General features: G+C 41.0%; 16 protein-coding genes. 5 read left to right on the forward strand and 11 right to left on the reverse strand.

Annotation, left to right across the window (positions count from 1 at the left end; genetic code table 11):
* The 5 genes from QVH07_RS15730 to QVH07_RS15750 all read right to left on the reverse strand — a co-directional run bounded on the left by QVH07_RS15730 (nt 1) and on the right by QVH07_RS15750 (nt 4940).
* The gene (locus QVH07_RS15730; protein ID WP_290002258.1) at nt 1-1320 is read right to left on the reverse strand and encodes an aminotransferase class I/II-fold pyridoxal phosphate-dependent enzyme; all 1320 of its coding nucleotides are present in this window, start codon (nt 1318-1320) and stop codon (nt 1-3) included.
* Nucleotides 1321-1371: 51 nt separating this feature from the next.
* Entirely contained in the window at nt 1372-1839 is a 468-nt protein-coding gene (locus QVH07_RS15735; RefSeq protein ID WP_290002261.1) for a hypothetical protein, read from the reverse strand.
* A gap of 84 nt (nt 1840-1923) precedes the next feature.
* Nucleotides 1924-3081, reverse strand: coding sequence for a sialidase family protein (locus tag QVH07_RS15740; RefSeq protein WP_290002262.1), 1158 nt, complete (start codon nt 3079-3081; stop codon nt 1924-1926).
* Nucleotides 3082-3134: 53 nt separating this feature from the next.
* Nucleotides 3135-3326: a hypothetical protein gene (locus QVH07_RS15745; protein WP_290002263.1), complete on the reverse strand. Its 192-nt coding sequence runs from the start codon at nt 3324-3326 to the stop codon at nt 3135-3137.
* Between the two features lie 135 nt (nt 3327-3461).
* Nucleotides 3462-4940: a sulfatase family protein gene (locus QVH07_RS15750; protein WP_290002264.1), complete on the reverse strand. Its 1479-nt coding sequence runs from the start codon at nt 4938-4940 to the stop codon at nt 3462-3464.
* 137 nt (nt 4941-5077) lie between these two features.
* On the opposite strand from QVH07_RS15750, the gene QVH07_RS15755 reads away from it, so the two are divergent.
* From QVH07_RS15755 to QVH07_RS15770, 4 genes are read left to right on the forward strand one after another with little or no spacing between them, the layout of a single operon-like run.
* A complete protein-coding gene (locus QVH07_RS15755) occupies nt 5078-6295 on the forward strand; it encodes a sulfite oxidase (protein WP_290002265.1) in 1218 nt (405 codons plus the stop codon).
* Nucleotides 6296-6787, forward strand: coding sequence for a cytochrome C (locus QVH07_RS15760; RefSeq protein ID WP_290002266.1), 492 nt, complete (start codon nt 6296-6298; stop codon nt 6785-6787).
* Between the two features lie 50 nt (nt 6788-6837).
* A complete protein-coding gene (locus QVH07_RS15765; RefSeq protein WP_290002267.1) occupies nt 6838-7197 on the forward strand; it encodes a SpoIIAA family protein in 360 nt (119 codons plus the stop codon).
* A 30-nt stretch (nt 7198-7227) separates the two neighbouring features.
* Nucleotides 7228-8076, forward strand: a complete 849-nt coding sequence (locus tag QVH07_RS15770) for a ThuA domain-containing protein (protein ID WP_290002268.1) — start codon at nt 7228-7230, stop codon at nt 8074-8076.
* A gap of 230 nt (nt 8077-8306) precedes the next feature.
* Here the strand turns inward: QVH07_RS15770 and QVH07_RS15775 are convergent, their stop codons facing one another.
* Together QVH07_RS15775 and QVH07_RS15780 are read right to left on the reverse strand one after the other, a co-directional pair.
* On the reverse strand, nt 8307-8498 hold the full coding sequence (locus QVH07_RS15775) for a helix-turn-helix transcriptional regulator (RefSeq protein ID WP_290002269.1): 192 nt from the start codon (nt 8496-8498) through the stop codon (nt 8307-8309).
* Nucleotides 8495-8887, reverse strand: a complete 393-nt coding sequence (locus QVH07_RS15780; RefSeq protein WP_290002270.1) for a hypothetical protein — start codon at nt 8885-8887, stop codon at nt 8495-8497. The genes QVH07_RS15775 and QVH07_RS15780 overlap by 4 nt, the downstream gene beginning before the upstream one ends.
* Nucleotides 8888-9178: 291 nt before the next feature.
* Between QVH07_RS15780 and QVH07_RS15785 the strand changes: the two genes are divergently transcribed.
* Nucleotides 9179-10072, forward strand: coding sequence for a hypothetical protein (locus QVH07_RS15785; protein ID WP_290002271.1), 894 nt, complete (start codon nt 9179-9181; stop codon nt 10070-10072).
* 268 nt (nt 10073-10340) lie between these two features.
* On the opposite strand, the gene QVH07_RS15790 is transcribed toward QVH07_RS15785, so the two are convergent.
* From QVH07_RS15790 to QVH07_RS15805, 4 genes are all read right to left on the reverse strand, one after another.
* Nucleotides 10341-12557: a T9SS type A sorting domain-containing protein gene (locus tag QVH07_RS15790; protein WP_290002272.1), complete on the reverse strand. Its 2217-nt coding sequence runs from the start codon at nt 12555-12557 to the stop codon at nt 10341-10343.
* Nucleotides 12558-12692: 135 nt separating this feature from the next.
* The gene (locus tag QVH07_RS15795; RefSeq protein ID WP_290002273.1) at nt 12693-13043 is read right to left on the reverse strand and encodes a GtrA family protein; all 351 of its coding nucleotides are present in this window, start codon (nt 13041-13043) and stop codon (nt 12693-12695) included.
* On the reverse strand, nt 13030-13179 hold the full coding sequence (locus QVH07_RS15800) for a hypothetical protein (RefSeq protein WP_290002275.1): 150 nt from the start codon (nt 13177-13179) through the stop codon (nt 13030-13032). Before QVH07_RS15800 ends, QVH07_RS15795 begins: the two co-directional genes overlap by 14 nt.
* A complete protein-coding gene (locus tag QVH07_RS15805; RefSeq protein ID WP_290002277.1) occupies nt 13176-14357 on the reverse strand; it encodes a glycosyltransferase in 1182 nt (393 codons plus the stop codon). The genes QVH07_RS15800 and QVH07_RS15805 overlap by 4 nt, the downstream gene beginning before the upstream one ends.
* Nucleotides 14358-14360 lie beyond the last annotated feature (3 nt).

A 14360-nucleotide genomic window follows, 5' to 3' on the forward strand; every position in this document is an offset into this window, starting at 1 on the left:
TTAATCTGCTTTTGATTTCACAAAACCTTTCAATCTCTCCATGGCTACGTCGAGTTCATCAGGATTAAGACTTGTAATCACTAGTCGGAAAAGCCCTCTTTTGGAATGCCCAAAACCATCTGCAGGAGTGATCAAAATATTGGTGGAATCGTATATTTCTCTCCAAAGTTTGGTTTCACCTTCCTGATTTTGCTCTGGTAAAAGGTGTGATAAATCCATCCATACGAAAAGCGAACCATAGGAAGGATTGAACTTTATCCCAACTTCATTTAAGGAATTTCTTACCGTTCGATATGCTTGGTTCAGAGCTTGTGATTGATTCGCGAAAAACTCATCAAGAAACTCCTTGTCCTCCAGAATTTCAGTAAGAAACCACTGGGTGTGATTCGAGATGGAGTGACTAAGTCCTGCATTTCTGTAGGCATTAATTAAGTTTTCATTAAGGGAATGAAGCACCCCAATCCTAAATCCAGAAATTCCGAAGTCTTTCGAAAAGGAATACCAATAATGAAGAAGTGGGCTCTGATATTCCTTCATGATTTTCCCAAAAGAGTAAAATGAAATGGGATTGGGATAATCATGCTTCAGCTCATCCTGATCGATTTGAATTCTACTCATGCCGTAGATTTCATTCACGATTAAATGGACCTGATTTTGAATACACCAATCTGTAATCTCTCTGAGCTGACTTTCCGAATAAATCATTCCTGTAGGATTGTCAGGAGAAGTCAGGATCAAGATTTTAAAATGACTGCCTGAATCTTCAATTTCCAACTTTGCTTTATCCAGTTGATCAATTGAAATCGGAATTCCATTTTTCAGTTCATCCAACTCATGATGCGTCTGAAGATCAAATCTTTTGACATCCGGAACCACGCCAATATCAGCTGTGTACACAGGGTAGCTTGGAGCTGGAATTACCGCGGTATCTCCCGGATTTGCTAAAAGAAATGAGGTCATTTCTATCACCCCAGTCGCTCCACCAGAAATTGCCAGGCTATCCGCATCAATGGGGCTTTTTATAATACGCTCTCCTAAAAAATCCGCAATGGCTTTTCTGAAATCCTCAACACCAGCTGGATCACCGTAACCCGCCACCCAATCTGGAATTTCTTTGGTTTTTGTAATCTCCTGTATTTTTTCTTTGAGCTGCTTCCAGCAAAGCTGATTTTCGGCCACATTCATTGGCAAGGCTCCATCTGGATTATCAACCGGATGATAGAGATTATCCATTGCTTCGAAATAAACTTCAATGTCTACCCGAGCCGAATTTTCAGCTGCTTTTTTTCCCTTTTCAGAAAGGAAAGAATCTTGATTCATGGTTCATCGTTTCGTGGATGAATCCAAAATAGAGAATATATCCCGGAGGATTTAGCTAACTTTTTTAATAAGTACTTTTTCTATATTAGGCTGCTCAGTAATTTTTTTAGTGGAGAACGGTTTCGCTTCATCCCCTTCTGCTTTCCAGATAAACCATCCCACAGAAATCAAGGCAAAATTCTTGATGATATATTGGCCGACGAGAGTGGGAGTGAGCCAGGTTTGCCAGGTAGCTTCAGGAAGAAGCAGAGTGGGTAAAAAGGTCATTCCCATATGTGCTAATAAAATGTAGAACGCCGCCTTTGTGAATTTTGGGAACAACCAAATCAAGCCTAAGAGGCATTCAAAAAGCCCAAAGCCAAGGCAAAAGATTTGAAAATTAATAACCGACCCAAAGGTCTCAGCAAAGAGATTTTGGACCAAACTTTCTGCAGGTGAGATTCCGATTACTTTTAGAATTCCAAACCAGAAATAAATAATGAAGAGTGAGACTCTTCCGAAATAGGTGGGGTAGCGCATTTTGGGTGATTTTATTCCGAAACGTATGGCTATTCTTTTCCCTGCCCAATGACAAAAATCAGTTTCTGACTATTTTATTTATTCTCAATACGATTTGAAAATGATCTCTCCATAATTATCCCTTTCATAGAGAATACCGAGTTTACTCTGTCCGAAAAAAACCAAGTCGCTGTAGCCGGTCCAAGACCCACTTTCCAGATTTTTCTTTGATTCAACCAGGATATTCTCTTTCCAAGTTCTGCCCAGGTCCTTACTGAATTTTATGGTCAGATTGTTCCTTTGCGTGGGGTGATCATTATTCGAGTGTATGAGAATGGTTTTCCCCTCTCTATCCCGAAAAGATAATATAGAGCTCTGACACACGGGATCAGTTAGATTCTCATCAAAATACTCTTCAGACCAGCTTTTTCCTCCATCTTCCGAGAATGCAATAATCCTCTGGCGAATATCTCCCTTTTGGTTTCGGATGCTCATAATCATACGGTTATCAGGAAGCTCAGCCGCAATGGATTCATTAGAGCCGGGGATACTGATGGATTCAGATAAATGAAAGCTTTCACCATGATCATCCGTGTAAAAACCATGTGCCTGATAATCCGACCAGTCTTGTTCGGGACCACCTTTGGAGTGGTTGGCAGCAACGAAAATTCTACCCCTGAACTTACCTTCTTTAAATTGAAAGGCATGCCCGGGTGTATTTGCATAATGTCTCCAATCTTCTTTGAATTTATAGTTGGGATTAAACTCTGGTTGATTGGGTCTGTGAGTCTGGGTTGTGATGTTGACAGGTTTTTCCCATGTTTTTCCTAAATCAAGAGACTTTATCATCCAGACCTCCCGGATTCCATTTCCGGTTCGAACCTCATATTCATGATTATTTCCGGTATTATAGAATAGATAGATTACACCTTCTGGGTACTGACTATCAAAAAGATCCACGACGGGAGCTGGGTTACCTGCCTGAAGAGAATCGTAATCCACCAGCGTTTGGATTTCTGACCAGGTTTCTCCTCCATCCGCGCTCCGTTTCATCACGAGATTGATATCTCCAAAATCATCCGTTCCATTCACTCTGCCTTCGGCGAAAGCCAGTAAATCTTGATTTGGAAGAGAAATAATAGCCGGAATTCGGTAAATAGCATGACCTTCCTGGCCGCCCTTATAAACGATGGTTTCTTGAGCTTTGGCCGTAAGGCCAATGAAGAAAAATAAAAGAAGAAAGACTACAAAGCGAACCTGCATAGGAGAAATTAGATATCTCCATTCAAAATGCAGATTAGTTTTTTTTATTCAAACTATACACGACTGACTGCCCGGAAAGGGAGCATAAAAATATTCCGAACCAAGTCAAATGAAAGCTCGATCGCAAATCCTAAAAGCCGGAAAGGCAAGAGGAGTAACCAAACGATGGGATAAAGAATCAGGGCCAAAAGAGCAATGGGCCAGCAAATGATAAACAGAATCAACCAAACGAGAAATGTCAGCATAAAGTAATATTTGCTCAGAAATCTTCAAATCTTATTCCAAATCGGAAAATCCTATCCTCAGGCTTTTTTAGAGGTTTTATCTTCCAAGACATGTCCGAAAAAGAACATAAATATTAAAGAAGTGGACAGCCCGATTTACTTTTCCTCTATATCGTAAAAGTACTTTTGGCGAGTGTATTCTGGCTGCCAGCGATCTATTTTTCTTTCAATTTTTGTGTGGTCGTATTGCAGCGGAAGGATGGTCTCAGCTGTCCATGCTACCGTGTCACCAGCTACCATCTGCTCATTCTGCATGATCTCCTTTAATTCCTGTATTCGATTGGAATACTCAGGTTGTTCAGCCAGATTATTTTGCTCAAATGGATCCTCTTTTAAATGAAAAAGCTGGGTAAAATCCCGCTCCGGATATCGGATGAGTTTCCATTCCTCATCCCGAATGGCTCTAACGGTATGTCTGTAAGCCGTGAATATATGAGCTCTGGGATTCTGCTCGGGATTATTCATGGTGCTGGTAAGACTTTTTCCATCGATATCCTGAGGCTGCTCTAATCCTGCCAATTCTGCCAGAGTGGGGAAAATATCAAAGAGATAGGTGAAGGATTGATTTTCTGTATCCTTTGGTATTCCGGGACCTGAAAAAATCATCGGAACTTTAGTCGAATGTTCATACATATTTTGCTTCCCTAAAAGCCCATGTGAACCAATGGCCAGTCCGTTGTCTGCTGCATAAACTATAATGGTGTTATCATATAAACCTTGATCCTTGAGGAGTTGGATTAGCTCACCTACTTTTTGATCAAGGTGGGTGATTAAGGCATAATAATCAGCAAGGGCCATCTTAACCTTCTCAGGGTCTCGGGGCCAGGCCAACAGGTTTTCATCCCGAATGTTGAGCTGATCAAATTGGAATGGGTGTAGAGGGAGAAAGTTTTCTGGCAGCGTAATTTCCTCTGGAGAATATCTGTCAATAAAATCTTCTCTTGGAGAATAGGGGTCGTGGGGAACAGTAAAGGACACATAGGCAAAAAATGGATTTTCATTTCCAGACTGCACATGAGTGTTAATGAAGTTCTTGGCTGCATCCGCGAATAAATCGGTTGAATATCCTTTTTCTTCAGGAGCTGAGAGCGTATCACCCTCGGTCATATCCCTCAGGGAGATGGAATAATGATTGGCCATCCCACCGAGATATACATTTTCAGCATGCTGGAAACTTTTCTCAAAAGCTGATTTTTCGTTGTGCCATTTTCCTGTCCCAAAGGTGCTGTAGCCAGCTTCAGCGAAGTGCATAGGCATGGTAAATTCCCCATCCAGCTTATCCAAAACTTTAAATAAACCTTTTCCTGACATCAGCATGGCCCGGCTCGCAGCGCAAATTGCACCATGATTCCCTCCCATGACATAGGCATTGGTGAACCTGGTTCCTGACCTGGCAAGTGCGTCTATATTGGGCGTTTTGAGGTTTGGGTTTCCAGCAACTCCAAGTGCATCTGCTCTTTGATCATCAGTGAATATGAAGAGAATATTGGGTTTTTGATTTTGTGATTTTTCTGGCTTTGGCCCGCAGGACCAAAGCAAAAGAAGTGGGAAGGAAAAGAGAAGAAGCTTTTTCATAGTTCAAAAAGTAAAGATTTTTCGGGAAGTGGGAAAGCTGAGCCTTTCCTTTACAATGAATACAATTAGATTAAGGAGATTAGGAAACATTTATTAATTTCTGCCTGGTTAAAATTCTGTTTAATCGAATCAAAATCATGAATCGAAGAAAATTCATCAGCAAAACGGTGCTTGCTTCCATGGCCTCGGCCCTGGGTATGGATATTGTTTTTGGAAGTCGATTACCCAAAGGTCTCCTGCCACTGGGCCTTTCTAAGCAGGATCCTTTTGAGCTTTTCAGCAAGGATAAGGATATGATTTTACTGAATGATCGACCTTACAACATGGAAGCTCGACCTCATCAACTGGATGATGACATCACTCCAAATGAATACATATTTGTAAGAAATAATGGGCTCATTCCGAATGAAGTTGATGTAGAAAACTGGACCTTAAGCATAGATGGTGAGTCCGTGATTTCACCCAAGACTTATACTCTTTCTGAACTGAAAACCAGATTTACTTCCCATTCATATCAGCTTACTTTAGAATGTGGTGGGAATGGACGGTCAGAATTTGATCCACCACCGAAAGGGAATCAGTGGTCTCTAGGGGCGGTTTACTGCGCAAAGTGGACAGGAGTGAGGCTAAAGGATATTTTAGAGGATGTGGGAATAAAATCAGATGCAGTTTATATAGGATATCATGCTGCAGATTCTCATTTGAGTGGTGACCCTACCAAGGAAGCCATTTCCAGAGGAGTTCCCATTTCTAAGGCTATGATGGAGGAAACCTTAATTGCCTATCAGATGAATGATCAGGATATTCCCTTGGTTCATGGTTATCCGCTACGGCTTGTAGCAGGCGGCTGGCCTGCATCTGCTTCCGGAAAGTGGCTGGAAAGAATCAGCGTTCGAAACATAGTTCACGATGGAGAGAAAATGGGCGGCACTTCCTATCGAGTTCCTTGCAGTCCGGTAGCACCGGGCGAATCCGTGGCAGATGAAAATATGTGTATCATAGAATCTATGCCGGTAAAATCTCTAATTACTTATCCCAAAACAGGAGCAATGATTTCAGATAAAAAACTGTCTATTAGAGGTCACACCTGGGCTGGCGAGAACAGTGTAATTAAAATGGAGTATTCTATCGATTTTGGATCCACTTGGAAAGAATGTGATTTGAAAAAGGCACCCAATCGGCTTGCTTGGCAACGCTTCTCAGCGGAAGTGGAGTTTCCGCAAGAAGGGTATTATGAAGTCTGGGCGAAGGCTACAGATTCCGATGGAGTTTCTCAGCCTATGTTGGTGCCGGGATGGAACCCTAAAGGCTACCTAAATAATGCTTGTCACCGAATTGCAGTAAAAGTCAGCTAAATGAAAAGCTCACCCAAAAAAGAATTTTCAAATCAACTTGACCTGATCAATGGATTGATCCTAAGCATTTTTGTTGTGTTGTTACTTTTTTTAGGTGTTTTGGGCTATGCCATATTTGATCCCAGCTTCAGTAGGTTTTCAGGGTTCTTCAATGCTGATTCAGATGAGAAAAATGAGTTTCTGGCAGAGGTAGAATCTGAGGAAGTGGTGGATGGAATTCATGTAGAAACAGGTTTTATTGATGCCCCGGGGATGGTAGCCACTATTCAAAACTGTACTGGTTGCCATTCTTCCAGCCTGGTTATCGCAAATAGAATGAATGAAGAAAGGTGGATAGAAACCATTCGTTGGATGCAGGAAACGCAGAATTTATGGGACTTGGGTGAAAATGAAAAAGTTATCGTGGATTACTTGGTGACCAATTATCCTCCGAAAAAGATTGGCAGAAGAGCAAATCTGGAAAATATCGAATGGTACGAGCTTGAAGATTAATCAGAACTCTGGCTTTCGATATTTACCTAAATTCCAAAGTGTTTTTAAATATGAAAGTTGAGTTTTTTAGGGAGAAAGGAATAATCCAGTACACCATCGATGGGAAGGTAGAAGAGGGAGCTCTTATAGAACTTTTAAGCATTCAGAAGACTCTACCGAGGGAAGGGAATTTTAGCATTCTAGCAGTGGTTCCTAATTTTTCAGGCTACCAATCATTAAATGCGATTTTACTGGCCATTCAAGCTGATCTAGGTTGGATAGGTAGAGCGAAAAAATATGCTCTGGTTTCTGACCTTGGTGCTTTGAAGACCTTCATCAGTGTTTTGGGAAAGTTAGTACCATCGATGAAAGTGAGAGTTTATTCTTTTGCTCAGGAAGACGAAAGTCGAAAATGGCTGGAAGAGGATTGAAAGTTTATTTGTGAAGCATATTTTAGCCCCATGAAAAAATTCTTCAAGATTGCCGGAATTTCTCTGCTAATTTTAATGGTGTTGCTGGGAGGGGCCCTTGGTCTTTTCGTTTATAAAGTGAAAAATGGTTTTCCGGTCAGTTATGAAACTGATCCCCCAGAACTCACCATTCCATCCGAGGGGAGGAATGTCTTACTTTTTTCAAAGACCACCGGCTTCAGGCATGAGGAATCTATCTTGGCTGGAATTGCAAAATTTGAGGAATTGGCCACTAAAGAGGGTTGGTTTTTATATCAAACTGAATCTGCTGGAATTTTTAATGTGGAGCAGCTTGGCCGATTTGATGCAGTGATTTTCAATAATTCGACTGGAAGGGTTTTGACCGATGAACAAAGAATTATTCTTAAGGAGTATGTTGAAAGTGGAGGAAAGCTCATTGGAATCCACGGTGCGGGAGATGATTCCCATCATTGGGATTGGTACGAGCAGAGTTTGCTTGGCGCAAAGTTTTCTCATCACCCTTTAAATCCCCAGCTCCAGGAAGCCGAGGTTAAACTTGATGAAGGAGCAGAAGCAGCTTTGGCCGAAGGCCTGGAAAATAACTGGGAGCATACCGATGAATGGTATATTTTCTTTGAAAACCCAAGGGTAAAAGGATTTGACATTCTTTATACCATAAATGGTGATGAGATCATTCCAGATGGAAATTTGCTTTGGATGAAAGATAAAAATTGGGGTATGGGTGAGGATCATCCGGTGGCCTGGTCAAAGAGGATAGGGGAAGGCAAAACTTTTTATACCTCCATGGGGCATCATGCCGAAGTTTGGGAGCAGGAACCATTTATCGAGATGCTGATCAATGCAGTGAATTGGGAATAAAAAAAGGGGCTTTCGCCCCTTGTTGGTTTAGTTTTCTGAAATTTAATTCTCGCTGCTTCTTTTAGAATTTATGAAGTCGTAGAGAATTCCGGCGAGGGCACCAAGGCAGATTCCAAGGCCGATCCAAAGTTCAGGGAGCCCTGTGATAGATCCTATGGTGCTACCGACTGCAAGGCCAAACCCTGCACCGGTCACGGCTAATAATTCCTTTTTCTTTTTTTCTGGCTGGTTTATTCGTAGATAAATATCTCTTCTATTGTCCTTTCAAAAAGCTGGGACATTTTGAAGGCTGTTGGCAAACTGGGGTCGAATTTTTGTTTCTCGATGGCATTTACTGTCTGTCGTGAAACCCCTATGAATTCGGCCAATTGTTCCTGAGTGAGTCCTTTTTCCACTCTTAAGTCTCTTACCCGATTTTTCATTTGTACCTGCGCATATTGATGAAAAGTGCGGTCATGTAGCAAATCCCTATAAAACCTACCAGAAGGCCAATCTCAGCATCCATTGGGATTAAATCTCTTTGATCTAGCAGTGAATAAGTCAGCCCAACCACCACTGTCAATCCAAGGGTGATAGCCATGGCTTCCAGATGTAGTTTACGCTCCAATTCATCGAAGTGATTGAATAAATCTCGATTGGCCAGGATCATCATGACACCGTTGGCCAGATTGACCAAAATGGCAAATACTGTGAGGAACATATGGTCGTCCCAGATAAATACAGGTCCGAATGTGGCGATGGCTAAAGTAGCTACCCAGGTCCATGTCCAGAGGGCAAGCTTTCTCACTCTTTTTTGTCGTTCTAATTTCATTGTCTCCATTGTGTTTATGTAAAGTTCACTTGACAAATGTAAATAAGACTTTACAAAAGTCAAGTTTTATTTACATTTTTTTTCGCAACTAAGTCTGAGCGGTGGTGCTGATTAGTAAAGAATCAGTCGAAATATGTTCGAAATGAGGATATGAGGTAGGAATTCATGGGTTGTTTGATAGCTGATAGAATTGTTGTGATCTTCTCTAAATCAAAAAAAATCAGTAACAAGCCAGACCGGAGAAATGATTAAATTTGAAATGCTACGAAAATATTTTCAATATCGACTCCTATGAATAAGTATCTCTTTTTACTCTTTTTCGCCTCAGTATTTTCCATTTCCTTTTCAAGTATTGCTCAAAAGTCAAAAAGGGTGGAACCCGGAATTATGTACTATGGAGGCGAGACATTGTATTCCCCTAAATTTGGATTTACCTCGGAGATTCCTGAAAACTGGGTGGGTACTTTACCAAGAGAAACTGAAGTCTTTCTATTGAACTTATCCACTGGTCAATTTGGAGAAATCTTTGTTTTTGCGAGACCAACGGTAGATCTGGAACAGCTAGCTGAAGAATGGAAAGCAGGGGTAGACGTGACAGAAAATCTCAGGCTTCAGGCTGAAGACCCTCAAATTTTTGATAATTCTTTAGCCTCGGAGGTGAAAGTAGTTGGTAACTATATACCTGCGAAAAAAAGAGCATTTGCCATGGTTCGTTGCGGTGATAGGGGTACCTGTATTACTGTTTTAGCAGTGGCAGGAGAAGAAAATTATTCCGAAGTCTCGAAAGTAGCAGAGGAACTTTTGAGCAATGGTTCTTTTCAAGAACCTAAAGAAATCGATCCCTATTTGGATTTTGACTGGAAAGAATTTCTATCGAACAAAATGTTAATGGTTTACAATGATTTCAGGGGAGGCAGACAAATGACAAGGGTAAATCTTTGTGAGGACGGTTCTTTCAATGCAAAGGTCAAGAAAAAAGGGATCATGAAAGAATTTAATCCGGAGTACAAAGGAAACATGACAGGTTCCTGGTCTGTGGAAAGTAATAACTCAAAGGCTATCTTGAACCTGACCTTTTCCAAAGAGGGCCTGAACCCATTGACAATTCAATTAGAATTAAAAGATGAAGAGCTGTATGTCAATGAGGAAAGATTCTATGCCAGCCAATCAGAAACGTGCAAGTAAGGTTTATCTTACAAAATCAAGAATCAAAATATTGATGACCTCCATAGCAAATAATCTCCTGGGGTCAGCTTGGACTTGATTGCAGAATTTCAAGTTAGGGTATTGTTGTAAGGTCGCTATTGCATCAGTCATAACTTCAGTTTTCGGAGGTGTCAACTTTTCTAAAAGTCAATAGAGCCAATTTTTTACCTGTTTATGCCAGATAAGATTATTTGAAGTATTTTTTTGCTTATGCTGCTCAGAAACCTCCTTTCTGGAGGTTGAACCACTAACGTACTAATAACTTAGTGGTAAGAAGCTCTTTATTGGAAGAGATTCTAAGTATATACAGTCCTTTTTTCACATTAGGACTCAAGATCAATTGAGTCGAATTAGATCCTGCTTTTGTCTCAATGATTTGATTTTGGATCAATTTACCGGAATCCATACTCAACAGACCCAAATCCATAGGACCTCCTGTTGCTGATTCAAACACCAAGGTAGTTTGAGTAGAGAAAGGGTTAGGGTAGGCTCGAACTTTCAGAGGATTGGTGTTAACCAATTCCTTCTCACGGCCAAAATTGATTGATTTAAGCTGGACTTGTAGTTGATCCTTGCTTTCTACGGTGAAGGAAAGAATGACCAGGTCATTCAACTGCACAGGAGTATTTATCTTTGGTGATTGAAAAGATGAAAGCGGCAAGCTGTAGATTTTGGAGTTTGTACTAAGAGCTACAGTATAGGAATAATGCTCTTCAAATTTTTGGACGGATTTTTTGATTAAACGAATGGTTAGATTTCCAGTTCCTGAAGCTTCAAAATTCAGGTAATTGAACCCAGTCAAATCCGCAGGTACTCCCCCACCCTTGATTGTCTTGTAGACAGTGGCATAATCTGAACCGCTAGATTCAAACTGCACATTTCTCCAGATGGGATAGGTTCCTTCTTTGGCTTGGAGTTCATTTTGATTCTGAATATCAAATATCCTAACCTGACCGCCTGATGGAACAAATGAAGCCCAAAGACCATCACTTTCATAAATGTAATCCTGCTTAGTCGAGGAGAGTAATTCCAGAGAAGTCTCTGCATAATCCTGAGCATCCCATTCGATTTTCTGAATTCCCATTGGAGTTAAAGCTACCTCTTTTGTTTCTGTCAGCATTACATTTGAGCTTTCATTCCTTTTGGACGTGGAGATCAACTGCACAGAGGATTGATGGGTTCGGTTCCAAATAGTCAATTCTACCTTGCTGGGATCACTAGATTTCCTCACAGATTTGCTGATGAAAATACCGGGTTGAGTTTTCGCAACAGTTTGGGAAATATTTCCGGTAGACTCGAATGAAGCAATTACTGCTTCTATCATACGCTGAAGGACTTTTGCATCCGCACTCCAAAACTGAAAATTGAAAAACTTCTCTTCAGACTGATAGTCCTCCAGCAACCAGGCAGATTGAAGGTGGAATTCTGAACTAGTTTGATTAAATCCAACAGAAAAAGAAACCGCATACTCATTGAGACCAGAAGGTGGATTTAGCAAGCTTCTGATGAGTTTGTAATTTCCAACTTGAACACTGTCTATAGCCAAAACTTCAGATCCTTTAAGTCGGTCACAAACGTACTTGGAGTGCTCGTATATCACTCCTGAGGTCTCGGTTGCAAATAGAGTGGCAAAGTTGTTTCCCTCCTTGAGGTAATCCACTGATACCACTTCCTCTGCATTGGTTATCTCCAAGAGCTCAGTCGGGCTGGTGATGTATCCGGTGAATTCCTCACCCAGTTGATCTTCATTGGGGATAAAAAAATCCAGCGTGAATCCTTGGGTTCTGGCAATTTGATAGTTTTTAAGGCTGGGCTGTCGTTGGTAGTTCAATGCTACATTCCCATTTTGATATTTAGAAAAGATCTGCTCGACTACAGCAGTTCCCAAACTTTTACTTTCCAATCCTCCGTCATTTCCGGAGCTTACTCGGAGATTTTCTTCTCCGATCAATTTTACATCTGAAGCTGTTCCATTAGTCAGTGGATAGGAACAAATACATATCGGCAAATCATCTTGGGGATCAGAAAATTCAATGGTAATTACCCCTGCAGTAGGAAGATTGCTAATGTGGAAATTATAGGATACTTGATTGGAATTGGGGACTCCTGGAGGGTTGAATGGGCTTCCCGAGTTATTGTTTCCAAATGTCCAATCCAGCCTGGTGGATCCATTGGTATCTGTGATCCAGCTTTTGGTCACTACTGGAGGATATAAGATAGGAGCACCCCAACCAAAGGTGAAAGTTCCTTCGTAATTTTTTGTAAGCGCATTCAAAAAATAGCTGCTTACAGGACTAATATTATCAGCAAACTCGGTAATTCTTTGTCCGTTACCATTGTTTCTTTTATAGATCTGTGGGCAGCGCTTATTATCGACTTCTTGGGCAAAGGTCGAATGTGAGATGCATACAAAGATTACCCACTTAATTACAAATAGGAACGGTTTTACCAGGTGATTTTTCATAATTGATCTTTCTATCTATGCCAAAAAGATCAAAACACGATCCTATTTTTTAAATATTTGATAATCAAGTATTTGAAAAACAACCTAATTCCATTTTCAGGAAATAAGGGGCTTATTTTCCAAAAATTGGAATAATCACTTTTTGAAAGTGAAGTATTTTTGCAAAAGAAAATTGACAGTCAGGACAATTACCGTAGATACAATTTTAGCCACTGTGGGTTGGGCATTGAAGAAGACGATTAGGCCTTTAAGAATGAGATAATCGCTTCCCAAGCCTTGCGAAACCACCAAAATGTATTTGAAAAACTGCTTTCCGGTTTTTTTCTTGCCCGCATCTATAGTTTTGAATGCAAAGTTTTTGCTCAGCCAAAAACCAGTGGGAATAGTGGCAAAAAATGAAATAATCAAGGCTAAGGTGTAGGAAGCGATATTGTAATCACCGACAGTGAGTCCGCTTTTGGGTAGAATAAACTTAAAGCACCGCAAAAAGGAGAATATTCAGTGCGGTATTGAGGGCTCCCACAGCCAGGTAAGCATAGACATCATAGGCCAACCACTTTTTGAAAATAGGATAAAATAATTGAAGGAATGCTTCAATCCCTTTGCTCAAAGATAGGTTCATGATTTTCTAGGCAAGAGCTTTTGAATATGACTTATGTACCATTGTGCCAGTTCGTTCATAGGAAGACCCTTGGCAGCTTTGAAGTTTTGATCTTCAATTTTCTTTCTCTCTTCCGGATTATCAATCAGAGAAGCTACTGCAACGGCCAAGCTTTCAGCATTTTCTGTTTCAAAGTAAGCTCCGCCGTATCCTTCTTCTTCCACTACTCGCTCCAGATCATCAATTTTGGGAAGGATACAAGCTCTGCCGTAGCTTCCTGCCTGATGTAGGATTCCTGAGCTGCCTGTGGTGGTAGTGTAAGGGAAAATCACAAAGGTGCTGTCCCAGAAGATTTTGGATACCATTTCCTCAGGGATGTAGCCGGTATACTCCACATTGGGGAGGTGTGAATACTTTTTCTTCAATCCATCGATGTAGCCTTTGACATTAGGATTGTCAGTGCCTGCCACGGTTGATTTGAATTTCAGGTTGGGGTACTTTTTCTGAAGAATCTCCATGGCATCGATCATAACTTCTGCCTTTTTATAGGTTCCAAATTTCCCAAAAGCCATCAAATTGATCTCTTCGGGTTCGTCAGGGAGGTAGTTTCTTTCAGGGAGTTCGAAGTTGCCATGAGGTAGCAAAACCACATTTTTTGCTTTGTATTTCTCCTTTAGGATGGTCACATATTGTGAGATTGTCACCCCGACCAAATCTGCTTTCAGGATGAATTTGGTCAGTTGCTCCCCAATCCAAAGGAAAAGTTGTCCTTTAAACTTGCTGTCTGCCATACCGATGGTGTCCAGTTTGACTGTTTCTGTGATATTGTGAAGTATAACCACAGAGGGGATTCCCAGTAGCTTGCACATCCAAGGAGTCAAAAGTCCCAAAGCTGCAGGAATTTTTCCTGCTCCGAAAGTCATGAATTGTAAATTGAGAACCACTGCATCCGGCTTCAGCTCTTTAAGCTTTTTTCGGAGGTGGAGTACGGTAAACCAATTGTCAAATTTCCAGCAGGGAATGATATCCAAGCCTTCTTCTGCATAGCGGGAATATTGAGCGTCATCCTCGAGATGATTGGTCAGAATGTAAATTTTATCGATTCCTTTCTTTCCCAGAAAACTTCGGGTCAGGTGGTACCCGTATTCGTTCAAAGTCACCTGGCTGGGAGGGTATGGAGTAATGAATGCTAGTTTCATACT

The sequence above is a fragment of the Algoriphagus sediminis genome (assembly GCF_030403435.1).
In the GTDB taxonomy this organism is placed as follows: Bacteria; Bacteroidota; Bacteroidia; order Cytophagales; family Cyclobacteriaceae; genus Algoriphagus; species Algoriphagus sediminis.

Bases quoted from the DNA above. Each gene is read 5' to 3' on its own strand.
- QVH07_RS15730 (WP_290002258.1), bottom strand. From the start codon at position 1,320: ATGAATCAAGATTCTTTCCTTTCTGAAAAGGGAAAAAAAGCAGCTGAA.
- QVH07_RS15735 (WP_290002261.1), bottom strand. From the start codon at position 1,839: ATGCGCTACCCCACCTATTTCGGAAGAGTCTCACTCTTCATTATTTAT.
- QVH07_RS15740 (WP_290002262.1), bottom strand. From the start codon at position 3,081: ATGCAGGTTCGCTTTGTAGTCTTTCTTCTTTTATTTTTCTTCATTGGC.
- QVH07_RS15745 (WP_290002263.1), bottom strand. From the start codon at position 3,326: ATGCTGACATTTCTCGTTTGGTTGATTCTGTTTATCATTTGCTGGCCC.
- QVH07_RS15750 (WP_290002264.1), bottom strand. From the start codon at position 4,940: ATGAAAAAGCTTCTTCTCTTTTCCTTCCCACTTCTTTTGCTTTGGTCC.
- QVH07_RS15755 (WP_290002265.1), top strand. From the start codon at position 5,078: ATGAATCGAAGAAAATTCATCAGCAAAACGGTGCTTGCTTCCATGGCC.
- QVH07_RS15760 (WP_290002266.1), top strand. From the start codon at position 6,296: ATGAAAAGCTCACCCAAAAAAGAATTTTCAAATCAACTTGACCTGATC.
- QVH07_RS15765 (WP_290002267.1), top strand. From the start codon at position 6,838: ATGAAAGTTGAGTTTTTTAGGGAGAAAGGAATAATCCAGTACACCATC.
- QVH07_RS15770 (WP_290002268.1), top strand. From the start codon at position 7,228: ATGAAAAAATTCTTCAAGATTGCCGGAATTTCTCTGCTAATTTTAATG.
- QVH07_RS15775 (WP_290002269.1), bottom strand. From the start codon at position 8,498: ATGAAAAATCGGGTAAGAGACTTAAGAGTGGAAAAAGGACTCACTCAG.
- QVH07_RS15780 (WP_290002270.1), bottom strand. From the start codon at position 8,887: ATGAAATTAGAACGACAAAAAAGAGTGAGAAAGCTTGCCCTCTGGACA.
- QVH07_RS15785 (WP_290002271.1), top strand. From the start codon at position 9,179: ATGAATAAGTATCTCTTTTTACTCTTTTTCGCCTCAGTATTTTCCATT.
- QVH07_RS15790 (WP_290002272.1), bottom strand. From the start codon at position 12,557: ATGAAAAATCACCTGGTAAAACCGTTCCTATTTGTAATTAAGTGGGTA.
- QVH07_RS15800 (WP_290002275.1), bottom strand. From the start codon at position 13,179: ATGAACCTATCTTTGAGCAAAGGGATTGAAGCATTCCTTCAATTATTT.
- QVH07_RS15805 (WP_290002277.1), bottom strand. From the start codon at position 14,357: ATGAAACTAGCATTCATTACTCCATACCCTCCCAGCCAGGTGACTTTG.